Origin of the sequence: Lachnoclostridium phocaeense, from assembly GCF_959599685.1 — a bacterium.
In the GTDB taxonomy this organism is placed as follows: Bacteria; Bacillota; Clostridia; order Lachnospirales; family Lachnospiraceae; genus Claveliimonas; species Claveliimonas monacensis.
The window spans coordinates 57,203-80,253 of sequence record NZ_CAUGIN010000002.1 but is presented as its reverse complement, the minus strand read 5'-3'; the positions used below and the strand labels follow the sequence as shown (position 1 = coordinate 80,253).

Here is a 23,051-nt window from a genome sequence, read left to right as displayed (position 1 = left end):
GGTGCCTCTCTCATATATATGAAGAAAAGCCCCAGGGGGAGAGGAAAGATGAAGCTTCCAGGGAAGAGGGCCGTGTTCCTTCTGTATGCCTGCGCCCTGCTCCTGCCGGTCCTGGCCGGCTCCTTCAGAGAGCAGGCCGGGGCCGGCAAAGTGACAGCGAAGACAGAGGCGCCGGTCCGGGAGACCGGCACAGGCGGCGGGACAGTGGAGACCGGTGCAGGAGGCAGGACGGCGGAGACCGATGCGGGCAGCAAGGCTGAGGCGCAGGAGGACGAAAAGTCCCGGCAGGTGGCGCTCACCTTTGACGACGGCCCCAGCCCCGACTGGACGCCAAAGCTGCTGGACGGGCTGAAGGAGCGGAATGTGCGGGCCACCTTTTTCCTCATCGGCATGTACGCGGTGCAGTACCCGGAAATCGTGGAGCGGATGGACCGGGAGGGACATCTCATCGGGAACCACACCTATCACCACGTCCAGCTGGATCTGGAGGATGAGGAGCATCTGCGCCGGGAAATAGGGGATACAGACAAAGTCATCTACCTTATCACGGGAAAGCACACAGACTATGTGCGCCCGCCCTTTGGCGTCTGGGATGAGAGGCTGGAGGAGGAGCTGCAGGTACTGCCGGTCCTGTGGACGGTGGATCCGCTGGACTGGACTACGGAAAATACGGACCAGATCGTAGAAAAGGTAGTGACGGAGGCGGAGGATGGTGATATCATTTTACTGCACGACTGCTACGAGTCCTCCGTGGAGGCGGCGCTGCGCATCGTGGATATCCTCCGGGACGAAGGATTTGCGTTCGTGACGGCAGATGAGCTGGTGCTGCCCTGAGGGGCGCGCCGCTGCAGGGCGTGAGGCATGGACCGCAGGCATGCGCGGCGATATGAAAATCGGCGTTTCAGTGAAGGCAGCGCTGAAAAGCAGGGAAAAAAGCAGAAAGAAAAGGCAAAAAGGATGACAGAATTGAGAGAACAGGAATATACAGCAGATGAATTTGCAAGGACAGCGCTCCTCATAGGGGAGGAGAAGCTGCAGAAAATACGAAGCTCCTCGGTCATGGTGCTGGGGGTGGGAGGCGTGGGCTCCCACTGCATCGAGGCTCTGGCAAGGGCCGGGGTGGGGCGTCTCATCCTGGTGGACAATGACAGGGTGTCCATGACCAACATCAACCGCCAGTCCATCGCCTGCCACAGCACGGTGGGCCGGTACAAGACGGAGGTGATGCGGGAGCGGATACAGGATATCTGCCCTGAGACGGAGGTACAGACCTTTGAGACCTTTGTCCTGGCGGACAATACAGACCCGCTTTTTGCGGAGAGGCCGGACTACATCGTGGACGCCATTGACACGGTGACGGCAAAGCTGGCGGTGATCGAGAGGGCGGACAGGGAGCGGATCCCCGTCATCAGCTGCATGGGGACAGGAAACAAGCTCCACCCGGAGCTCTTTGAGATTGAAGATATAAGCCGGACCTCCGTGTGCCCCCTCTGCAAGGTGATGCGAAGAGAGCTGAAAAAGCGGGGGATCGAGCATGTGAAGGTGCTCTACTCCAAAGAAAAGCCTGTGGACGTATCAGGACGGGACACGGGGGAGGACAAGGGACAAAGGAGGAGCCTGCCGGGAAGCATCTCCTTTACGCCCCCTGTGGCAGGCCTTCTCATCGCGGGGGAAGTGGTGCGGGATATAGCAGGACTTTAGGCTGGAAAGGTGGCAGAACAGATATGGATCTATTTGAGTACGCAAGAGAACAGAATATGGACAGGGAGTCTCCCCTGGCCTCCAGGCTGCGGCCGGAGACGCTGGAGGAGGTGGTGGGCCAGCAGCACATCATCGGGAAGGACAAGCTCCTCTACCGGGCCATCAAGGCGGACAAGCTGGGCTCCCTCATTTTCTACGGCCCGCCGGGAACCGGGAAGACTACCCTTGCCAAGGTCATCGCCCACACCACGAAGGCGGAGTTCACCCAGATCAACGCCACAGTGGCGGGAAAGAAAGACATGGAGGAGGTGGTCCGCCAGGCGAAGGAGCGCCGCGGAATGTACGGCCGCCGGACCATCCTCTTTGTGGATGAGATACACAGGTTCAACAAGGGGCAGCAGGACTATCTCCTTCCTTTTGTGGAGGACGGAACCATCACCCTCATCGGGGCCACCACGGAGAACCCCTATTTCGAGGTAAACGGGGCTCTCATCTCCAGGTCCAGCATCTTTGAACTCTATCCCCTGAGCAAGGAGGATGTGAAGACCCTCATCAACCGGGCGGTCTACGACAAAGAGAAGGGGATGAGCAGCTATGACGCGGTGATCGATGAGGACGCTCTGGAATTCCTGGCGGACGTGGCGGGCGGGGACGCAAGAAACGCCCTGAACGCGGTGGAGCTGGGTGTGCTGACCACAGAGCGGTCCGCTGACGGAAAGATCCACCTGACTCTGGAGGTGGCCTCCGAGTGCATCCAGAAGCGGGTGGTCCGCTACGACAAGACCGGGGACAATCACTACGACACCATCTCCGCCTTTATCAAGAGCATGAGAGGGTCAGACCCGGATGCGGCCGTGTACTATCTGGCCAAAATGCTCTACGCGGGGGAGGATATCAAGTTTATCGCCCGCAGGATCATGATATGCGCTTCGGAGGATGTGGGAAATGCGGACCCTATGGCTCTCACCGTGGCGGTTTCCGCCGCCCAGGCGGTGGAGCGGGTGGGGATGCCGGAGGCCCAGATCATCCTGTCCCAGGCAGCGCTCTACGTGGCCACGGCCCCCAAGAGCAACTCGGCGGTGAACGCCATTTTTGCCGCCATGGAGAATGTGGGGCGCTACAAGACCACCGTGCCTGCGCATCTTCAGGACGCCCACTACAGGGGGGCGAAGGACCTGGGCCGCGGCACAGGCTACAAGTACGCCCACGATTACCCGGACCATTATGTGGAGCAGCAGTACCTGCCTGACGAGATACAGGGCACCCGGTTCTATGAGCCCGGGGACATGGGATATGAGAGGCAGATCAAGGAGCATATGAGAAAGATAAAAGGACAGAAGAACTGACAGAGGGACTGACGGGCCCGCAGCTCCTTTACACCTTTCACAACAAAAAGAGCACCATTCGCAACAGAGGATGTGTGCTCTTTTTGTCTGGGGGCTATAGTAGGGGTACAAGGAGGTAAAAAAGAGAGATGAAAAAACAGGTACGGAAAATGACAAACCGCACAGCGGGCTATATTTTTTTCTACAATCTGATCATGGTAGCCGTCATGTTCGGAGCTGTCGCTATCAGGACCATCGCCATCATGGCAGGAGCCGGGTCAGAGCAGGCGGCAGATCGGGCGGTGGGGGCCTTTGGGCAGAACATGGGCTCTTTCCTGGGGATACTGAGCATTGCGGGCGTGTGCGGAGGACTTCTCTTCCTGGCCATAGCCAGCCGCAGGACAGGTCTTGTGAGGGAGGCATTCCGGAGCAGCCGAAAGATGGAGTCCGGAAATTTTATCCGGATATTCTGCGTTTTTATGGCCTGCCAGACAATCTTTACTGTGGCGGCTCTCCTGGCAGAACTGGTCCTCAATCCCTTTGGACTGACTCTTAAGAACGCGGCTGAGAGTGCATCGGCAGTGAGCGGCGACCTGCCCATGTTCCTCTACGCCTCCCTGATAGGGCCTGTGGCGGAGGAGCTTGTATTCAGGGGATTTGTATTGAGAAGGCTGCTGGGAGGGGGCAAAGGGTTTGCGATCGTCCTGTCCGCTGTCCTCTTTGGCGCCATGCACGGGAATTTCCTGCAGGGCACCTTCGCGGTGGGAGCGGGGCTGGTCTTCGGATATGTGGCGGTGGAGTACTCCATAGGGTGGTCCATCCTGATCCATGTTCTCAACAATCTGGTGTTCAGCGACCTCCTGGGGCGGCTGGCGGGGGCTCTCCCGAAGACGGCCGGGGCGGTGCTGGAGTACGGCGTGCCGGGATTTTTCTTCCTGGCGGCCTGCGTCATCCTTGTGAAGGAGAGAGAGAAGGTCGTCTCCTGGTGGCGGCGGAACCGCCCGCCCAGGAGGTACTGGCTGTGGGCTTTCACCACCTTCTGGATGCTCCTCTTCCTCATCATGGAGACAGTGGTGGCTCTGGAGGGAGTGAGCCGGCTTTAGGGAGACAGCCGCTGTGTGACAAAAATGTAAGGTACAGACCCGGAAATGTAATATGAAAAAATGGATAGCCTGCCTTTCCTTCGGTATAATGTCTACAGAACATACGAAGAGAAAGGCAGGTTATTTTCATGGCATTACTGGAAGTGAAAAATGTAAAGAAAATATATACGGCCCGGTTTGGCGGCAGCCAGGTGGAGGCGCTGCGAAATGTGAGCTTCTCTGTTGAACCCGGCGAGTATGTGTCGATCATGGGTGAGTCCGGCTCAGGCAAGACCACCCTCCTCAACATCCTGGCGGCGCTGGACCAGCCGACCGCCGGGAGAGTCTATCTGAAGGGAAATGATATCGGAAAGGTGAAGGAAAAGGAGATGGCGGCCTTCCGCAGGCAGAACCTGGGTTTTGTCTTTCAGGACTTCAATCTGCTGGATACCTTTTCCCTGAGGGACAACATTTTCCTGCCCCTGGTCCTGTCGGGAAAGAAGTATGAGGAGATGGACCGCCGCCTCCAGCCCATAGCGCAAAAGCTGGGTATCCGGGAAATCCTTGGCAAATTTCCCTACGAGGTGTCGGGAGGACAGAAGCAGAGGGCCGCGGTGGCAAGAGCACTCATCACAAAGCCCCAGCTTATCCTGGCAGATGAGCCCACGGGCGCCCTGGACTCCCGGTCTGCAGACGAGCTGCTGGGAATGTTCATGCAGATCAACAGAGACGGCCAGACTATCCTCATGGTGACCCACAGTGTGAAGGCGGCCAGCACGGCGGGGCGGGTCCTGTTCATCAAGGACGGGGAAGTGTTCCACCAGCTCTACAGAGGCAGCCTGACAAACGAGCAGCTCTACCAGAAGATTTCGGACACACTGACCGTTCTGGCTACGGGAGGTGAGAAGAGGTGAGCAGCAGGATCTACGCAAAGCTGGCGGTTACCAATATAAAGAACAACGGGAAGACCTATGTTCCCTTCATGCTGACGGCCGTGCTCACGGTCATGATGTACTACATGATGGATACTCTGGCCAGGAATGACAGCATCGGAAACAGGAATGTGACCACAATCCTCTTCCTCACCATACCGGTGATGACCCTTTTTTCCCTCATCTTCCTGTTTTACACAAACAGCTTTCTCATCAGGAGGAGGAAGAAGGAGATTGCGGTCTACAATATCCTGGGCATGGGGAAGGGACACATCGGCAGGATGCTCACCGTAGAGACGCTGCTCATATGGGCTGTCAGCCTGGTGCTGGGGATACTGGGAGGCATGGTCTTCGGGAAGCTGATGCATCTTCTCCTCCTGCGCATCCTGCAGTATGATGTGGGCATACGCTTCCATATCTCCCTGCCCTCCATCCTCTACACGGCGGTCCTCTTTACCTTTATCTTTTTCCTGACATGGCTCTACAACCTTTTTCAGGTAAAGCTGGCCAATCCGGTGGAACTCCTGCGGGGCGGCAATGTGGGGGAGAGGGAGCCGAGGACAAAGTGGCTCCTTGCTCTTGTCGGCGGGCTGGCAATGGGAGTGGGATACTATCTGGCGATCACTACGGAGCGGCCCATTGACGCCATCGACACCTTTATCGTGGCAGTCGTCCTTGTTATCATAGGCACCTACTGTCTCTTCATCGCGGGCAGCATTGCTGTCCTGAAGGCGCTCAGGAAAAAGAAAAATTTCTACTACAAGGCAAATCATTTCACAGCGGTGTCGGGCATGATCTACCGGATGAAGCAGAACGCGGCGGGGCTTGCCAATATCTGCATCCTGAGCACCATTGTGCTGGTGCTCATCTCCAGCACGGTGAGCCTTTACGCGGGGATGGAGGACATACTGGACCAGCGGTTCCCCTACGATTACTGCATCACCACGGCGGACGCCTCCGATCCGGCGACCATTTCGTCCATAGACCGGATCGTGGAGGAGGAGCTCTCTGCCCGCCATGTGGAGAAGGAGGACGGCATGTCCTACAGGTACGGCGCCACCGCCGTGCTCCGGCAGAGCGACACAGCCTTTACCAACAGCCAGACTGTGGACTACACGGTGGAGGATATGCAGGAGATGTATTTTATCCCTCTGGAGGACTACCAGAAGGTCCAGGGGGACCCCACGGAGCTCGCCCCGGACGAGGTCATCCTCTTCGTCACCGACGAGGGCAGCTACGGCCGGGACACCATCACAGTCAACGGAAAAGAGCTGAAGGTGGTGAAGGAGCTGAAGGATTTCCGGCTGGAGGACAAGAGCGTGGCCCGGGTGGTCACCGGCTGGTATCTGATCATGCCGGATGTGCAGTCCATACTGGATATGGGCGTGGTGAACGGCGCTCTCCAGTACTCCACCTACTTTGATATGGGAGGCAGTCGGGAGGACTGTCTGGCGGCGGTGCAGAGTATTGCGGACCGTGTGGGCCGGGAGGTGCCCGGGGCTGTGTGCGAGAACAGGGAACTGAGCCGGGAGAACTTCTTCTCCCTGTATGGAAGTCTCTTCTTCATCGGCCTCTACCTGGGTTCCATGTTCCTCATAGCCACCGTGCTCATCATCTACTACAAGCAGATTTCAGAGGGCTACGATGACAGGGAGCGGTACCAGATCATGCAGAAGGTGGGCATGGGAAAGCGGGAGGTCAGGCGGTCTATACGGAGCCAGGTGCTTCTGGTGTTCTTCCTGCCCCTTGTGGTGGCGGTGATCCACATTGCGGTGGCCTTCAATGTCATCGACAAGCTGCTGGCCATGCTGGGTCTTGTCAACACGCCTTTGTTCCTGGCCTGCACGGCGGCCACGGTGCTGGTGTTCGCCGTCTTCTATGTGATGGTCTTTGCCGTCACGGCGAGAGAGTATTATAAGATTGTCAATGAGTGAGACAGTGTGATAAAATAGTGGCAGATCAGTTCAAAGGAGGAATGTCACTATGACAAAAACATCAGAGAGAGAGACTGTCAAGGCAGAGCATGTCAACGGCGGCGCGGGATTTATCATGAAGGAGGCCCTCATCACAGGCGAGGAGCTGGGAGAGCACTGCAAGATGTTCAGCCGCGTGACCATAAAGCCGGGCTGTGAGCTGGGCCATCACGAGCACCACGGGGAGACAGAGACTTACTACGTGCTCAGCGGCAGCGGCATGTACGACGACAATGGGAAGGCAGTTCCCATCGAGGCGGGGGATGTGACCTTCTGCAAGGACGGGGACGGCCACGGGGTGAAGAACACAGGGACAGAGGACCTGGTCTTTGTGGCCCTCATCCTGAAAAAATAACAGGAAGGACAAGATGAAAGAGGGCGGACCTGCGCCCGGGAGCTTCTCCCGGATGCGGTCCGCCCTTTGCGGTGCACACGATCATTCTTCTGTGCTGTTTCCTATGCCAAGCAGGTTGTTCAGCACATCGCTGCTCACCAGGTACACCAGGTCGGAGTCCTGCACCTGCACGTACCTGGTGCCGTCCCCCGAGTCGCTGCCCAGGTAGAGGGTGTAGGTCAGACTGCCGCTGTCCTCCTCTTCGCTGTCCCCGGAGTCAGAGTCGGAGCTGTCGGAGGATGACTCCTGGTAGGTCAGGGTGACCGTGGTCCGGGACGCTTCGTCCAGTCCGAAGGTCGTCAGCTCCTCCGCGGTGGCGTGATAGCTGGCCAGGTCAGTGAGGGTCATGGCCCCATATCCGCCGGCGATGGTGGCGATGGTCTCGCTCTGCTCCTCATCGTCGGAGGAGTAGGTGGTTGTCTGCCCGTTCTCTGTAAATTCCGCTGTCAGAAGATTGCCGCCCCCAATGGCGGGCATGGTGTCCTTCTCTACCAGCGTGTCCAGATCGTACTGGAGGACAGATACAGCCGAGCTGGTGACTGTGTAGACAGGCGCCTGGGCGCTGTCCACAGTGAGATAGTAGTCCTCATCCGCCGCGTCCCCGACGGAGAAGGTGGTGGTGTTCCCATCGGCGTCTGTGGCCTGGACTGTGTAGGCCGGACTGTCAAGCCCGTAGTCGGACAGAGCGTCCGGCTCATCGATCTGTCTGGTGGCAGTCAGGGAGGCGTAGGTGTTTTCCATGGCGTCAATGTAGGTCTGGTCCAGGGGGATTTCCCGGTCATCTGCCATATACCAGGTGCCGTCCTCCTTCACAAAACTCATGCCTGTGCCGGTGGACTGGTCCGTGAACTGGAAGGAGGAAAGCTCGCCCAGGTCCGTGACCTGTATCTGGGAGTCCTCCCCGGAGTCTGCCTCATCCGCATCCCACTGGTAAGAGGAGAGGGCCAGGTAAATGAGGACCAGAACGATGAAAATGCCCCCCAGCAGAAACAGTGTGCGGTGTTTTCTTATATCCATATCCAGATTTCCTCCTTACGCTTTTCTACGCTTCATCCACCGGCGCAGGCCGTACAGCAGGAAGACGACGGGGATGCCGACGATGGCTGCCAGACCGATGAGACCGGTGTACTGCATGGTGTTGTACTCGATCTGCAGGCTCTTGGGCTCGATGGAAAGGTTCTCTATGTCGTCAAAATTGGCGGTCACAGCGTTCATGAACAGAGTCAGGTTCTCGATATTGGTAAACTGGCTCGTGATAGTCTCGTCGATCATGGACTCTGAGCTGATGACCGTGAGCCGGCTGTCGTTCTCCGTGGCCGTGGCTCCCAGCACATAGGTCCCCTGGGTAGACTGGCCGTCCTCTGTCACAGCGTAGCCGCTGGAGGAGGTGGTCATGAAGGGGGTCAGAGTGATGGTGTCTCGGGAGGGAGTTCCCTCCACCAGCCCGTTGGCATTGACCAGGAGGACCATATCTGACTGGAGCTCGTTTGCCATGTCGCCGGACACGGAGAGCTCGGGAAAGATGTAGTAGTAGTTCCCCTGGTAGCTTCTCTGCATATCTGCAATATAGCCGCCGGCAGAGGTCAGCCCGTATGTCTCCAGGAAGGAGGCCAGGTTGGGAGTCTGGCTGACATCGCTGCCCAGGATGACAAAGAGGTGGCCGCCTCCGTCCATATAGTCCGTGAGCATGGAAACCTCGTCCTCCGACAGGTCGTTGGCCGGGGCGTCCATGAGGAGCAGGTCACAGTCCTCCGGGATGGAGGAGGTCATCATCAGGTTCAGCTCGGTCAGTGTCAGGGAGGACTTGCCCAGCAGGTCCGTGACAGAGGAGGACAGAGAGCTCTCCCCGTGGCCGGAGGTGTAGTACACATTCCTGGTCACGTCTGTGGTCACATAGTTGACGGCGCTGGACAGCTGCCCCTCCCCGTCAAACTCCGATTCAGTGGCGCTCCCGGTGGTGTAGTAGGACATCTCGTCGTAGGTGATGATATCGCTGAAGGCGACCGTCGTGCTCCGGTCCGTGTCATCGCAGGATACCACGATGGTGTCGGAGTCAGCGCTGTAGGTTGTGAGAGCCGAGGGGTGCAGCACCGGGTCGATCCACTCCACGCTGATGTGGCTGGAAAGAGCGCTGTACCTGTCTATAAAGTTGCTGATGCGCTCGTCCGTGCTGCTTTTGTCAGCCAGCACCGTAAAAGTCACATCCCTGTCCAGACCGTCCAGCAGCTCCCGGCTCGTGTCCGTGATCTCGTAGATGTTGTTGGTGCTGATGTCGATCTGCCGGACCTGGCTGGGAAGCTGCCCCACAATGAGGTTGATGAGCACCACAATGGCGATAACGAGGGCAGTCAGTCCCACGCTGTAGCTGCCCTGCTTTGATGCAATACTGTTAAATGAATGTTTGATCTTATCCATGATTTTGCGTTCCTCCTAACTCCAGCGTCTTTTCTGTATGGACTGCATTGTCAGGAAGATGAAGAGCCCGATGACAGAAAGGTACAAGATGATACTGCCTGTATCCAGCAGGCTGCTGGCCACTACGTCCGTCAGAGGCGCTGTCAGATCCAGCTTTCCCAACACATCTGGCAGCAGGTTCTCATAGAGGCTGGAATCTACTGCGTAGACGATAATACCTGCGGCCAGGAAGAAGAGTTCCAGGACGCCTGCGATAACCAGATTCCCTGTTATGTGCCAGACAAGGACACTGACCAGACTTAAAAGCACCAGGAGAATGATCAGGTTCAGAAGGGCGGAAGAGGGCAGGAAGCCTAAAATTCCGTCCCACAGATAGAGGACCAGAAGCACGCCGAAAGAAGAGATGGCCGCAATGATCTGACTCTCTGTCAGGGAGGAGAGAAACATGCCGATGGATATGAACACACACCCCATCAGGAAGAACATAAGGATGCCGCAGTAGTCAGTCAGCAGATAGGCATTTCCCTGCATCTTGATTACAAGTGGATAGAGACAGAATACCAGGCTGGGGATCAGGTAGACTGTCACCATGGCCAGATATTTTCCCATAACGATCTGTCCCAGGGACACCGGGGCTGTCAGAAGAAGCTGGTCTGTCCTGCTTTTCCTGTCTTCCGAGAAGCTCTTCATGGTGAGTACAGGGATGGCGATCAGCAGAATGAACACAAGGGAACTGAGCACATAGGAAAATATGGGATATCCGTAATTCAGGTTGTACGCCATGAAATATACTCCTGTAAAAGCAAGGAAAAAGGCGATAAATACGTAACCGATCATAGAGTGGAAATAGGAGTCCAGCTCTCTTTTATAAATTGCTCTCATCTGTTGGATCCTCCTTTGTGATGTCATTGTTCCGGGAGGACTCTGAAGAGGTGAGCTCCAGGAAAATATCCTCCAGAGTGGTCCGGGTGTTGGCCAGGCGGAGCAGAGGAAGCTCGTTTTTGCAGAATGTCCAGAAAATATCCTCGCGGATGTCGTTTTGTTCTTTCACAGTGAGAAGAGCCTTTGTGCAGCCTGTCTCACCGGAGTCTTCGATCTGTGAGGAGAGGATGGAGGGGAGCTGCCTGATGACAGAGCCCGTCTGTTCCGGGCTGCCTTTGATGAGCAGCTCTATCGTCTCGTTCCCTTGCATCTTCTGTTCCAGGTTTTCCGGTGTGTCGCTGGCTACCAGCTTTCCCTGGTAGATGATCATGATGTGGTCGCAGACCTCCCGCACCTCGGACAGGATGTGGGAGCTGAGGATAACGGTGTGGTCTTTGGCGAGTCCTCGGATCAGCTGACGGATCTCAATGATCTGCTGAGGATCCAGGCCGACTGTGGGCTCATCCAGGATGATGATCTCCGGGAAACCGATGAGCGCACCGGCAAGCCCGACACGCTGGCGGTAACCTTTGGAAAGGTTTTTGATGAGTCTGTTTTTGACAGGCTCCAGACGTACCAGGCTGATCACCTGGTCAAGCTGTGCACTCTTGATGCTTTTGTCGATGAGTTTCAGAGCAGCCACAAACTTCAGGTATTCCAGAACTGTCATGTCCATGTAAAGGGGCGGCTGCTCCGGCAGATAGCCGATATCCCTCTTGGCCTTGTAAGGTTCTGCGAGGATATCGTGCCCGTTGATGAGTATCTGGCCCTCGGTGGCCCCAAGGTACCCTGTCATGATATTCATAGTTGTGGATTTCCCTGCGCCGTTGGGCCCGAGGAATCCATAGATCTGTCCCTTCTGGATGGTAAAATTCAGGTGATCTACAGCCATGTGATCGCCGTAGTATTTCACCAGATTTTTCGGGCGTATAATACATCCATGCATAATAGGTGTGGGCGAAGATGTCTAATACGTCTTCGCACATGCCTTTTTTGTATTTTATAGCATACATGAAATTCAAAGAATATATATTATTCTTATAACTGCTGTTATTTATATGTTATATTTATAACGGGTATTGCCATTATCAGAAAATTCTGATAGAATGTTATAAACGAACATGAAGAGGAGGCAGTTCTTCGTGTATTGTTATGTAGCTGTTTGTAAAGGAAAATCGCAGAGAAAAAAGAAAAAGGGGGCATTTTATGTTTGAATCTATCAGTAATGCAATCTATGCGATCGACGATGTGATCTGGGGATGGTGGATTATCATCCTCCTCTTTGGAACCCATGTATTTATGACATTCCGCACTGGCTTCATCCAGTGGAAGTCTATCAGCAAGGGAATCAAGCTTTCCGTTACGAGAGATCCTGAAGCGGAAGGTGAAGTATCCAACTTTGGAGCCCTGACTACAGCCCTGGCGGCTACTATCGGAACCGGCAACATCGTCGGCGTGGGAACAGCCATTGCTCTTGGAGGCCCCGGAGCGGTGCTCTGGTGCTGGCTCTCCGGTGTGTTCGGGATCGCCACAAAGTATTCCGAGTCCCTGATCGCCGTGAAATACCGCGTGAAGACAAAGGACGGACGTATGCAGGGCGGTGCCATGTACGCTCTCTCCAGAGGACTGAAATGGCAGCCCTTCGGCAAGATACTGGGACTTATCTTCGCTATCTTCGCTGGCTTTGCATCCTTTGGTATCGGATGTGCCACGCAGGTGAACGCTATCGCTAACATCGTGGAGGAGAACGTGGGGATTCCTGGCTGGATCATCGGTATCGTGATCGCAGTGCTGACAGCCATCGTTATCTTCGGCGGCATCAAATCCATCGCAAACGTGTGTGAGAAGCTGGTGCCCTTCATGGCCATCTTCTATGTGCTGGGATGTCTCATCATCCTCGGCATCAACTACGATTATATCATCCCGGCCATCAAGACGATCTGCACCTTGGCCTTCACACCGGGCGCCGCGGCAGGCGGACTTGTGGGAACAGGTATCATGGCAGCTATGAGATTCGGTGTTGCCAGAGGCCTTTTCTCCAATGAGTCAGGTATGGGCTCCGCTCCCATCGCGGCTGCAGCAGCACAGACAAGGAACCCGGTGCGTCAGGCGCTGGTATCCTCCACAGGTACATTCTGGGATACAGTTGTTGTTTGTCTTATGTCCGGACTTGTTATCGTGACATCTGTTATGAAGAACCCGAATATCAATGCGGATGAGATTGAGGACGGCGGTGTCCTGACAACACTTGCTTTCCAGCAGATCCCCTATCTTGGACCTATCATCCTGACACTTGGTATTATCTGTTTCGCATACTCTACTGTTCTTGGATGGGCTTATTACGGAGAGCGTGCAGTTGAGTACTTTGCCGGGAAGAAAGTTATTTACGTGTACCGTACCCTTTACATCCTTGTGGCAGCGATCGCTCCTATCGTCGCCCTGGACGTTGTATGGGCTCTGGCAGACATCCTGAATGCGCTGATGGCTGTGCCTAACCTGATAGCTGTACTCCTTCTGTCCAATGTTATAGCAAGCGAGACGAAGAAGTACATAAACGATCTGGACGCCTGGTCCGAAGAACCTGTACCGGTTATTGACGACTGATCGAAATTAAAAGGTAAAAAAGTTCTTGACAAAAATGCTTTGTCAGAGTAAAGTATTGTATATCAAATAAATATTCTATAAACCGATGAGAAAGAGAAGTAGATTATCACAGCAATGTCAAAGAGAGTGGCAGATGGTGAGATTGCCATACAGGGCGGATATTTGAATGGACTTTCGAGGGCAGCTTGAAAACTTTGAATAGTGAGTATGGCTTGTCGGGAACCGAACCCGTTATCAATCAGGAGTGTATGTTAGTACATGAGAAAGTGGACATTTGTCAATTTGAGTGGTACCGCGATAATAAAGATTTTATTACCGTCTCAAACCTTTAGGTTTGGGACGGTTTTTTTTGTTATTTCCGGCGCTCCACAGATTTTCTCTCCTGTACGGCAGCAAAAAAACAGATCAATAGTAAAGGAGAACAAAACAATGATGAAAAGAAAAATGATGGCAGTAGTATTAACGATGGCGATGACAACAGCGATGGCAGCAGGATGCTCCGGCTCCTCTGACACTTCCGGTTCCGGTGAGGACAGCTACACAATAGGTATCTCACAGTTTGCGGAGCATGGATCCCTGGATAACTGCAGGGAGGGCTTCCTTAAGGGTCTGGAAAACGAGGGCATCGTTGAGGGAGAAAATCTGACAGTAGAATACCAGAATGCAGCGGCTGACATGGGAACGGCAAGTCAGATCTCGGACGCCTTTGTATCTGACAAGGTGGATCTGATCTGTGCTATTGCAACCCCCACTGCCCAGAGCGCTTACAACGCAGCCATGGATACAGATATCCCGGTTGTTTACACAGCGGTGACAGATCCGGTAGCAGCAGAGCTGGCGGACGAGGATGGCAATCCGGTGGGGAATGTGACAGGAACCTCCGATGAACTTCCTATTAAGGAGCAGCTTGAAATGATCCGTCAGATGCTTCCGGAGGCTGAGACAGTGGGAATCATGTACACCACAAGTGAGGCAAATTCTATCTCTGCTCTGGAGACCTACAAGGAACTGGCGGGAGATTACGGTTTTGAGATCGTGGAGAGCGGCATCAGCTCCACGGCAGATATCTCCCTGGCAGCGGACGATCTTATCAGCAAGGTGGATTGTATCACCAATCTGACAGACAATACAGTGGTTGCCTCCCTGCCGACAATCCTTGAGAAGGCAAATGAGAAAGGCATCCCGGTATTCGGAAGCGAGATCGAGCAGGTAAGGATCGGCTGCCTGGCGGCGGAAGGCCTGGACTATGTGGCTCTTGGAGAGCAGACAGGTGAGATGGCGGCAAAGATCCTCAAAGGAGAAGAGCAGGCATCCGATATGGCTTATGAGACCATTACAGAGCCAGGCTTCTACGTAAATACAAAAGTGGCGGAAAATCTTGGCGTCACCGTGCCGGAAGAACTGGCACAAAACGCGGTGGAAAGCTTTGACGAGATCACAGAGTCATCCGCTGAATAGAGAATCAAAGCAGAAGGCGAGGCAGTTTTCATGGATTTTATCATAACAATACTGGAGCAGGGACTGATCTACGGGATCCTGGCCCTGGGTGTATACATCACATATAAAATACTGGATTTCCCGGATCTGACAGTGGACGGCAGCTTCCCGCTCGGGGGAGCTGTGACAGCCCTCCTTATCACAAACGGCATCAATCCCTATCTGAGCCTGCTGGCCTCCTTTGGAGCGGGGGCCCTGGCAGGGATCTGTACAGGGCTGATCCACGTAAAAGGGAAAGTAAGGGATCTGCTGTCCGGGATCATCATGATGACCGCACTGTGGACCATCAATCTGTATATAGCGGGCACATCCAACGTGCCGCTGTTCTCCCAGGACAGCATCTTTAAAAATGACTGGCTGGATGGGATCGTGCCGGAGGATCTCTCGGGTTATACCACATTGATCATTATCCTGATTCTGACAGTGATCGCCAAGGTGCTGCTGGATCTCTATCTGAAGACAAAATCCGGTTATCTGCTGCGGGCGGTGGGAGACAATCCGGTGCTTGTCACTTCCCTGGCAAAAGATCAGGGCAATGTGAAGATCGTGGGTCTTGCCATTGCCAACGGACTGGTGGCTCTGGCGGGAAGCGCTTTCTGCCAGGAGGAGCGGGTGTTTGAGATATCCATGGGAACGGGCGCCATCGTCATCGGACTTGCCAGCGTGATCATAGGAACCAGCCTTTTCAGAAAGATCACCATTATGCAGGCTACCACGGCGGTGCTCATCGGATCCGTGATCTACAAAGCCTGTGTGGCTGTGGCCATTCGCAATTTCCAGCCCCAGGCCATGAAGCTGATCACAGCGGTATTGTTCCTTGTTATTCTGATTATCAGCATGGAGAGAAGAAAGAAGGTGAAGACAGATGCTGGAACTGAAAGGAATTCATAAGTATTACAACCCCGGCACTGTCAATGAGATGTGCCTGTTTCAGAATTTTGATCTGAAAGTGGAGGACGGGGAGTTCGTGTCTGTAGTGGGCAGCAACGGCTCTGGAAAGACGTCCATGCTGAACATCATCTGCGGCAGTATCCCGGTGGAGGCCGGGAAAATATATATCAACGGCACGGACATTACAAAGGAGAAAGAGTTCCGGCGTAACCGCCGGATCGGACGTGTATACCAGAACCCTGCCATGGGCACCTGTCCCTCTATGACCATACTGGAGAACATGTCCCTGGCGGACAACAAGGGAAAGGTCTATGGCTTTGGCAGAGGGACCAGCAAAGCCAGGATCTCCTATTACCGGGAGAACCTCTCTCAGCTTGGGCTGGGACTGGAAGACAAACTGGACATCAAAGTAGGCTCCCTCTCCGGCGGGCAGCGGCAGGCCATGGCTCTTCTCATGTCAACCATGACGCCCATTGAATTTTTGATCCTGGATGAACATACAGCGGCCCTGGATCCAAAGACGGCGGAGCTGATCATGGAGTTGACAGATAAGATTGTGAAGGAAAAGAAGCTGACTACCATCATGGTTACCCATAATCTCAGGTACGCAACGGAGTACGGCGACAGACTCCTCATGATGCACCAGGGAGGTATCGTCCTGGACATGAAGGGGGAGGAGAAGCAGAAGGTTTCCGTGGATGAAATCCTGAAGCTGTTCAATGAGATCAGTATTGAGTGTGGAAATTGAAAAACAGTCTCATATAAGTATACAAAAATAAGAGCCTTCAGAGGCTCTTTTTTTGTGAAATATTTTCACGGTATTTCATTGACGGGGACAGATGCGGGATGGTAATATAGATAAGACATTTTTGCACAGCATATTGTGAAAATATAAAATACAAACACTAAATATAGCGCATGTGGGGATGCGCGAAAGATGGTGTGTCCATAAAGGAGAAACAGGTTTTATGAGAAAAGACAACGTGAAAGTAGTAAAAAAGGACGGTACAAAGGAATCCTTTAACGTCCAGAAAGTAGTGGTGGCAGTCAACAAATCTGCCTACCGCGCTCTCATTAAATTTACAGATGAGGAGCTGAAGTTCATCTGCCGGTTCGTGGAGGAGAAAGTGGATGATCTGGACATTACGGAAGTGCCCATATCCCAGATGCACAATGTGGTGGAGGGAGCCCTTGAGAAGGTGAATCCCGTGGTGGCAAAGAGCTACCGGGATTACAGGAACTACAAGCAGGATTTTGTCCAGATGCTGGATGACGTGTACAAGAAGAGCCAGTCCATCATGTATATCGGGGACAAGGAGAACAGCAACACGGACAGCGCCCTTGTATCCACAAAGAGGAGCCTTATTTTCAACGAGCTGAACAAGGAGCTGTACAAGAAATTTTTCCTGACCGTGGAGGAGATACAGGCCATCCGGGATGGCTACATCTACATCCACGACATGTCGGCCAGGAGAGATACCATGAATTGCTGCCTCTTTGACGTGAAGTCCGTGCTCACAGGGGGATTTGAGATGGGGAACCTGTGGTACAATGAACCAAAGACGCTGGACACAGCCTTTGACGTCATCGGGGACATTGTCCTGAGCGCGGCCAGCCAGCAGTACGGCGGTTTTACAGTGCCCAGTGTGGATGATATACTGGAGCCATTTGCCAGAAAATCCCACGAGAGACTTATCAAGAAATACAGAGATCTGGGTCTGGACGAGGAGACCGTGCAGAAGGTGGCCTGGGCAGATCTGGAAAAGGAGATGGAGCAGGGCTTCCAGGGATGGGAGTACAAGTTCAACTCCGTCTCCTCCAGCCGGGGAGACTATCCTTTTATCACTGTGACAGCGGGAACGGTTCCCAGTAAATACGGAAAACTTGTGACTATGAAGATGCTGGAAGTGCGGAAAAACGGACAGGGAAAAGAAGGACACAAAAAGCCTGTGCTCTTCCCCAAGATCGTGTTCCTCTACGACGAAAAACTCCACGGTCCCGGCGGGGAGATGGAGGATGTGTTCGAGGCGGGGATCGACTGCTCTGCAAAGACCATGTACCCGGATTGGCTTAGTCTTACCGGAGAAGGCTATGTGGCCAGCATGTACAAAAAGTATGGAAAAATTATCAGCCCCATGGGATGCCGGGCATTTCTGTCACCCTGGTATGAGCGCGGCGGCATGGAGCCGGCGGACGAGAAGGACGAACCGGTCTTTGTGGGAAGGTTCAATATCGGTGCCATCAGCCTTCATCTGCCGATGATTTACGCAAAGGCGAAGCAGGAGAGCCGGGATTTCCATGAGGTGCTGGACTACTATCTGAACCTGATTCGCCAGCTTCACCTGCGGACCTACGACTACCTTGGAGAGATGAAAGCCTCCACCAACCCTCTGGCCTACTGCGAGGGCGGTTTCTACGGCGGCCACCTGGGACTGTACGACAAGATCAAGCCGCTTCTTAAGTCGGCCACAGCCTCTTTTGGCATCACGGCACTGAATGAGCTGCAGCAGCTCCACAACAAGAAATCTCTTGTGGAGGACGGGCAGTTTGCCCTGGAGACACTCCAGTATATCAATGACAGGGTGAATGAGTTCAAGAAAGAGGACGGACGTCTCTACGCCATTTACGGGACACCGGCGGAGAACCTTTGCGGCGTGCAGGTGCAGCAGTTCCGGAAAAAATATGGTATCATAGAGAATGTATCGGACCGGGAGTACGTGAGCAACAGCTTCCACTGTCATGTCACCGAGGACATCACGCCTATCCAGAAGCAGGACCTGGAAGGAAGGTTCTGGGATTTAAGCAACGGCGGAAAGATCCAGTATGTGAAATACCCGGTCAATTATAATAAAGAAGCCATCCGTTCCCTGGTGCGCCGGGCCATGGCAAAAGGCTATTACGAGGGGGTCAATCTGTCTCTTGCCTACTGCGATGACTGCGGACACGAGGAGCTGTCCATGGATGTGTGCCCGGTGTGCGGAAGTACAAATCTGACAAAGATCGACCGCATGAACGGCTATCTGTCCTACTCCAGAGTCAAAGGGGATACAAGGCTCAATGAGGCCAAGATGGCGGAGATCGCAGAAAGGAAGAGCATGTAGGACAATGAGATACCACAATATTACGAAAGACGATATGCTCAACGGGGACGGCCTCCGGGTAGTGCTCTGGGTGGCCGGATGCTCCCACGCCTGCCCCGGATGCCACAACCCTGTTACCTGGGACCCGGCAGGAGGGCTTCCCTTTGAGGAGGAGGCCCGGCAGGAGATATTCCGGGAGCTTGACAAAGACTATGTCAGCGGCATCACCTTTTCCGGGGGAGATCCGCTCCACCCGGCCAATCTGGAGGGAGTGACAGCCCTTGCGGCGCAGATCCGGGAGAAATATCCGGACAAGACCATCTGGCTCTACACAGGAAGCACCTGGCAGGAAGTGAAAGACCTGGAAGTGATGCAGTATGTGGATGTGCTGGTAGACGGAGAATTTGAGGAAGAGAGAAAAGACACATCCCTGCCCTGGAGGGGCAGCGCCAACCAGCAGGTGATCGATGTGCCGGAAACAGTCAGGACAGGGAGGATGATTTTACATGGCTAAGAGGATTGCAAAATTTCACAAAGTAAGCTTTGAACAGTTCCAGGAAGGGTGGACAGATACATTCGGACCGGAAGATAAGAGCCGTATCCAGGAGATCTACGACGGCATCCGGCTGCCTGCCAGAGCCACAAAGGGCTCTGCAGGGTACGATTTTTTCGCACCTGCAGCCTTTACCCTTAAGCCGGGGGAGACGGTGAAGATCCCTACCGGCATCCGGGTGGAAATGGAGGAGGAGTGGGTGCTGAAATGCTACCCGAGAAGCGGCCTTGGTTTCAAGTACCGGCTGCAGCTCAACAACACGGTGGGTATCATAGACAGCGATTACTTCTACTCAGACAATGAGGGCCACATCTTTGCCAAGATCACCAACGACACCAACGAGGGTAAAACAGTGGAGATCCCGGCGGGGACAGGCTTCATGCAGGGGATCTTCGTGGAGTACGGCATCACGGTGGACGACCAGGCGGAGGGTATCCGCAATGGTGGATTTGGCAGCACGAATTAGTCTCGTCAGTTCAGCTTGATGTTCAGATAGCTCCGGCCGGAGAGGGTTTTGTTGAAGCAGATGCTGCAGATGATGATGACGCAGCCTGCGGCAAACCCGATCCAGTTGAAGAGAGCTGTCAGTATAAGGAGAAGAAGACGCATGAACTTTAGTGCATAACCCAGCTCAAAATTGGGCTGGGTATAATTGGCTACAGCCACAAATGCCATATACAGCATGACCTCTGAGTTGAACCAGCCGGACTGAACAGAAAATTCTCCCATGACAATACCGGCGATGACACTTAAGGGGGTGCTAAGCATACTGGGCGTATTCAGCGCCGCCAGGCGCAGGCCGTCGATGGCCATTTCCAGCAGGAGAAACTGGAGCACAAGGGGGATGTTGACCGTGTCCCGCAGAGCCACAAACCGGAACATATCCGGCAGCCATTCCAGGTTCTGCATAAAAAGCAGAAACACTGGCGTGAGAAACACGGTCAGAAACGTGATGAGGCTCCTGGAAAGCTTCAGATAAATCTGGGTCAGAGTCGGGAAATAGTAGTCGTTCGCCTCCTCGATGATATCCAGGATGGAAGTGGGCAGGATCATGGCGGAGGGGGAATTATCCACAAGGATCACCACTTTTCCCTCCAGAAGGCAGGCTGCCGCCGTGTCCGGACGCTCTGTGAACTTGAACTTTGGAAAGGGATTGAACCACTTCCTTTTAAAAAGCTGCTCAGCCAGGCTCTGCTGGTTCATGCGCAGGTCTCCTGTGCGGATGGACCGGAGCCTGTTTTCTGCGTTTTTAAGGAGAGCTTTGTCGGCCCGGTCTGACATATAGCACAGGGCCACGTCCGTCCGGGAACTGTCTCCGATCTCCATCATCTGCATGACAAGGTGCGGGTCACGGATCCTTCTGCGGATCAGGGCTGTGTTGAAGACGATGGTCTCCACGAACCCGTCCCTGGAACCCCGGAGGGATTTATCCTTTTCCGGCTCCCCCACGCTTCTGGCGGGGTAGGTGCGGCAGTCGATGACGATGCAGGTTTCATAGCCATCTATGAAAAGGCAGGTTGTGCCGGAGAGAAGGTTCCGCAGGACCTGGTCGAAATCGCTGATGGTGTCCACCTCCACATAAGGCAGGCACTGCCGGGCAAATCCGGTGGCGCTTGCCGGCATGTCTTCCTTTCTGACCTTCAGAAAAGAGTCCATGACCTTCAGCATGATCTCATCTTTCATAAAACCGTCTATAAAGAAAAAAGATGCTTCCCGTTCTCCTATCATAATATCCCGCTCTATAAGATCAAAACTTTCTTTCACAGGCAGGACCTGGTTCATGTATGCCACATTTTCTTTGACTGATGCGGTCACAATTCTTGTATCCGGCATAAATTTATTCCTCCATATCCACGCTTATACAGTACTTTTCGATAAAAATAATCTGCCCGGAATGGTGCGAAATATGCATGGGAAGTCAAAAGGCTTTGCCTTACTATATAAAAAATGTTATGATTAATATATTAGGATGAATAGGAGGTATAAGACCATGAGGGATTATGTGATTACTGTGAACAGTACGGTGGACCTGCCGAAGGAATGGCTGGAAGAGAGGAATGTTCCGGTTGTTCCTCTGAGATATACAATAGACGGACAGACCTATGAAGATATGAGCGGTCTGACTGCCAAAGAATTTTTCGACAAACTGAGAGAAGGGAAAATGTCCGTCACTTCCCAGGTGAACCCCGAGGAAGCCAGGGCGGCTCTGGAGCCTTTCCTGAAGGAGGGGAAGGACATCCTGCATCTCGCTTTTTCATCCGGCCTTTCCGGGACATGCAACAGTATGAAGATCGCAGGGGAGGAGCTGAAGGAGGAGTATCCGGAGGCAAAGATCATTGTCATTGATACTCTGTGTGCCTGCCTGGGTGAGGCGCTTCTTCTCTACAAGGCCCTTCAGCAGAAGGAGGCGGGAAAGACCATTGAGGAGACAGCGGCCTGGGTGGAGGAGAACAAGCTTCATATCTGCCATGATGTGACGGTGGACGATCTGAATCATCTGCACAGAGGCGGACGTGTCTCCAAGGCTACTGCTGTGGTGGGTACCATGGTGAAGATCAAGCCTATCATCCACATGGATGACAACGGCAAGCTGCAGGTTGTCGGAAAGGAGAGAGGACGTAAGAAATCTCTGAATAAGATCGTGGACATGGCTGTGGAGCAGTCAGAAGGCTGGGACAATGATATCATCATGATCACCCACGGAGACTGCATCGAGGATGCCGAGTACGTGGCCGGCCTTGTACGGGAGAAGATGGGCATTGACAACATTCTGATCAACAATATCGGCACAGTCATCGGAAGCCACACAGGCCCCGGTGTTGTGGCCGTGTTCTGTATGGGAAACAAGCGCTAGGCATATGGCAGGCCTTGCGGACAGAGGCCGGGGACCAAAAAAGCGGGCCCCGGCCTTTTTTGGCACAACAGGCCCGAACAGGGAAAGGAGACAAAGCGATATGAGAAAACAACTGTCGATCGATGAGGAGATGAAGGCCAAATGGCCGGACACGAGAGTGGGCTGCCTTCAATATAAAGTGAAAGTGGAAAAAAAGAATGAGGAAATGTGGGCCTATCTGAAGAAAGAGATCTTTAAGAAGACCAAGGACGCCATCTTTGACTTCGGTGTGACGGAGATCCCCAATATCAAGGAATCCAGGGCAGCCTACAAAGCCTTTGGAAAGGATCCGAGCCGGTACCGGGTTTCCTCCGAGGCGCTGATCCGCAGGATCGGCCAGGGCAAGGGACTGTACGAAGTCAACACGGTCGTGGACGTGAATAATCTGATCTCCATCGAGTCCGGATTTTCCGTGGGATCCTACGACACAGCCAATATAGGGGAGGACCTTGTTTTCCGTATTGGCCGGGAGGGGGAGACCTACAAGGGCATCGGAAAGGACGAGATCAATATTGAGCATCTGCCGGTGCTGGCTGACGAAAAAGGCGCCATCGGGAGCTCCACAAGCGACTCCGAGCGTGCCATGATCACGGATGAGGCGAGGGAGGTGCTGACCCTGATCTATTGCTTCTCCCCGGGAGATGAGCTGGAGAAGGCGCTGGAGTACGGAAAGAAATATCTGGAGAAATATGCGGGCGCGACAGACATGGAGAGCTGGATCGCAAAGTAGGCGGCTATGTTGATCAGCAGTCGGGACAGGAGCGATGGTTGTATATGCGTATATTGATAG

At 54.0% G+C, this 23,051-nt stretch carries 21 protein-coding genes and 1 other annotated feature; of the genes, 16 read left to right on the top strand and 5 right to left on the bottom strand.

Translation table 11 applies throughout. The annotated features are described in order from the left end of the window. The first annotated feature begins 48 nt into the window (after window positions 1–48). The 7 genes from Q5911_RS01280 to Q5911_RS01250 all read left to right on the top strand — a co-directional run bounded on the left by Q5911_RS01280 (window position 49) and on the right by Q5911_RS01250 (window position 7,368). Window positions 49–834 carry a polysaccharide deacetylase family protein gene (locus Q5911_RS01280; protein WP_303180357.1) on the top strand — a complete coding sequence of 262 codons (786 nt, stop codon included), beginning with the start codon at window positions 49–51 and terminating at the stop codon, window positions 832–834. Between the two features lie 132 nt (window positions 835–966). Beyond that, complete coding sequence (locus Q5911_RS01275; RefSeq protein ID WP_226393887.1) at window positions 967–1,701, top strand: tRNA threonylcarbamoyladenosine dehydratase; 735 nt, start codon at window positions 967–969, stop codon at window positions 1,699–1,701. 23 nt (window positions 1,702–1,724) lie between these two features. Next, window positions 1,725–3,047 (top strand): replication-associated recombination protein A, encoded by a 1,323-nt coding sequence (locus Q5911_RS01270; RefSeq protein WP_303180354.1) that lies wholly within the window; start codon window positions 1,725–1,727, stop codon window positions 3,045–3,047. Between the two features lie 128 nt (window positions 3,048–3,175). Then, complete coding sequence (locus Q5911_RS01265; protein WP_303180352.1) at window positions 3,176–4,129, top strand: CPBP family intramembrane glutamic endopeptidase; 954 nt, start codon at window positions 3,176–3,178, stop codon at window positions 4,127–4,129. A 128-nt stretch (window positions 4,130–4,257) separates the two neighbouring features. After that, complete coding sequence (locus Q5911_RS01260) at window positions 4,258–5,022, top strand: ABC transporter ATP-binding protein (protein WP_303180350.1); 765 nt, start codon at window positions 4,258–4,260, stop codon at window positions 5,020–5,022. Further along, entirely contained in the window at window positions 5,019–6,974 is a 1,956-nt protein-coding gene (locus Q5911_RS01255; RefSeq protein ID WP_303180347.1) for an ABC transporter permease, read from the top strand. The genes Q5911_RS01260 and Q5911_RS01255 overlap by 4 nt, the downstream gene beginning before the upstream one ends. Before the next feature lie 49 nt (window positions 6,975–7,023). Next, window positions 7,024–7,368 carry a cupin domain-containing protein gene (locus Q5911_RS01250; RefSeq protein WP_303180345.1) on the top strand — a complete coding sequence of 115 codons (345 nt, stop codon included), beginning with the start codon at window positions 7,024–7,026 and terminating at the stop codon, window positions 7,366–7,368. Between the two features lie 81 nt (window positions 7,369–7,449). Here Q5911_RS01250 and Q5911_RS01245 read toward each other — a convergent pair whose 3' ends face one another. Genes Q5911_RS01245 through Q5911_RS01230 form a run of 4 tightly spaced genes read right to left on the bottom strand, consistent with a single transcriptional unit; the run spans window position 7,450 to window position 11,635 of the window. Beyond that, window positions 7,450–8,424 carry a DUF4340 domain-containing protein gene (locus Q5911_RS01245; protein WP_303180342.1) on the bottom strand — a complete coding sequence of 325 codons (975 nt, stop codon included), beginning with the start codon at window positions 8,422–8,424 and terminating at the stop codon, window positions 7,450–7,452. A 15-nt stretch (window positions 8,425–8,439) separates the two neighbouring features. Continuing rightward, complete coding sequence (locus Q5911_RS01240) at window positions 8,440–9,822, bottom strand: GldG family protein (RefSeq protein ID WP_303180340.1); 1,383 nt, start codon at window positions 9,820–9,822, stop codon at window positions 8,440–8,442. 15 nt (window positions 9,823–9,837) lie between these two features. Continuing rightward, complete coding sequence (locus tag Q5911_RS01235) at window positions 9,838–10,704, bottom strand: ABC transporter permease (protein WP_303180338.1); 867 nt, start codon at window positions 10,702–10,704, stop codon at window positions 9,838–9,840. Beyond that, the gene (locus Q5911_RS01230) at window positions 10,688–11,635 is read right to left on the bottom strand and encodes an ABC transporter ATP-binding protein (RefSeq protein ID WP_331591313.1); all 948 of its coding nucleotides are present in this window, start codon (window positions 11,633–11,635) and stop codon (window positions 10,688–10,690) included. Before Q5911_RS01230 ends, Q5911_RS01235 begins: the two co-directional genes overlap by 17 nt. A gap of 314 nt (window positions 11,636–11,949) precedes the next feature. Between Q5911_RS01230 and Q5911_RS01225 the strand changes: the two genes are divergently transcribed. The 7 genes from Q5911_RS01225 to Q5911_RS01195 all read left to right on the top strand — a co-directional run bounded on the left by Q5911_RS01225 (window position 11,950) and on the right by Q5911_RS01195 (window position 19,834). Beyond that, complete coding sequence (locus Q5911_RS01225; protein WP_076777924.1) at window positions 11,950–13,347, top strand: alanine/glycine:cation symporter family protein; 1,398 nt, start codon at window positions 11,950–11,952, stop codon at window positions 13,345–13,347. A 76-nt stretch (window positions 13,348–13,423) separates the two neighbouring features. Beyond that, window positions 13,424–13,673 (top strand) — a binding site (T-box leader). Window positions 13,674–13,779: 106 nt separating this feature from the next. Continuing rightward, window positions 13,780–14,805, top strand: coding sequence for an ABC transporter substrate-binding protein (locus tag Q5911_RS01220; RefSeq protein ID WP_303180503.1), 1,026 nt, complete (start codon window positions 13,780–13,782; stop codon window positions 14,803–14,805). A gap of 30 nt (window positions 14,806–14,835) precedes the next feature. Then, window positions 14,836–15,735, top strand: a complete 900-nt coding sequence (locus tag Q5911_RS01215; protein ID WP_303180334.1) for an ABC transporter permease — start codon at window positions 14,836–14,838, stop codon at window positions 15,733–15,735. Beyond that, window positions 15,710–16,483 (top strand): ABC transporter ATP-binding protein, encoded by a 774-nt coding sequence (locus Q5911_RS01210; protein ID WP_303180332.1) that lies wholly within the window; start codon window positions 15,710–15,712, stop codon window positions 16,481–16,483. The genes Q5911_RS01215 and Q5911_RS01210 overlap by 26 nt, the downstream gene beginning before the upstream one ends. A gap of 220 nt (window positions 16,484–16,703) precedes the next feature. Further along, on the top strand, window positions 16,704–18,836 hold the full coding sequence (gene nrdD / locus Q5911_RS01205; RefSeq protein ID WP_076777921.1) for an anaerobic ribonucleoside-triphosphate reductase: 2,133 nt from the start codon (window positions 16,704–16,706) through the stop codon (window positions 18,834–18,836). Window positions 18,837–18,840: 4 nt separating this feature from the next. Continuing rightward, window positions 18,841–19,329 carry an anaerobic ribonucleoside-triphosphate reductase activating protein gene (gene nrdG / locus Q5911_RS01200; protein ID WP_076777920.1) on the top strand — a complete coding sequence of 163 codons (489 nt, stop codon included), beginning with the start codon at window positions 18,841–18,843 and terminating at the stop codon, window positions 19,327–19,329. Continuing rightward, on the top strand, window positions 19,322–19,834 hold the full coding sequence (locus Q5911_RS01195; protein ID WP_076777919.1) for a deoxyuridine 5'-triphosphate nucleotidohydrolase: 513 nt from the start codon (window positions 19,322–19,324) through the stop codon (window positions 19,832–19,834). The genes nrdG and Q5911_RS01195 overlap by 8 nt, the downstream gene beginning before the upstream one ends. A gap of 5 nt (window positions 19,835–19,839) precedes the next feature. On the opposite strand, the gene Q5911_RS01190 is transcribed toward Q5911_RS01195, so the two are convergent. Beyond that, on the bottom strand, window positions 19,840–21,201 hold the full coding sequence (locus Q5911_RS01190) for a spore germination protein (protein ID WP_076777918.1): 1,362 nt from the start codon (window positions 21,199–21,201) through the stop codon (window positions 19,840–19,842). 157 nt (window positions 21,202–21,358) lie between these two features. Between Q5911_RS01190 and Q5911_RS01185 the strand changes: the two genes are divergently transcribed. Together Q5911_RS01185 and Q5911_RS01180 are read left to right on the top strand one after the other, a co-directional pair. After that, entirely contained in the window at window positions 21,359–22,222 is an 864-nt protein-coding gene (locus tag Q5911_RS01185; RefSeq protein ID WP_076777917.1) for a DegV family protein, read from the top strand. 100 nt (window positions 22,223–22,322) lie between these two features. After that, window positions 22,323–22,991: a B3/B4 domain-containing protein gene (locus tag Q5911_RS01180; RefSeq protein ID WP_303180320.1), complete on the top strand. Its 669-nt coding sequence runs from the start codon at window positions 22,323–22,325 to the stop codon at window positions 22,989–22,991. Window positions 22,992–23,051 lie beyond the last annotated feature (60 nt).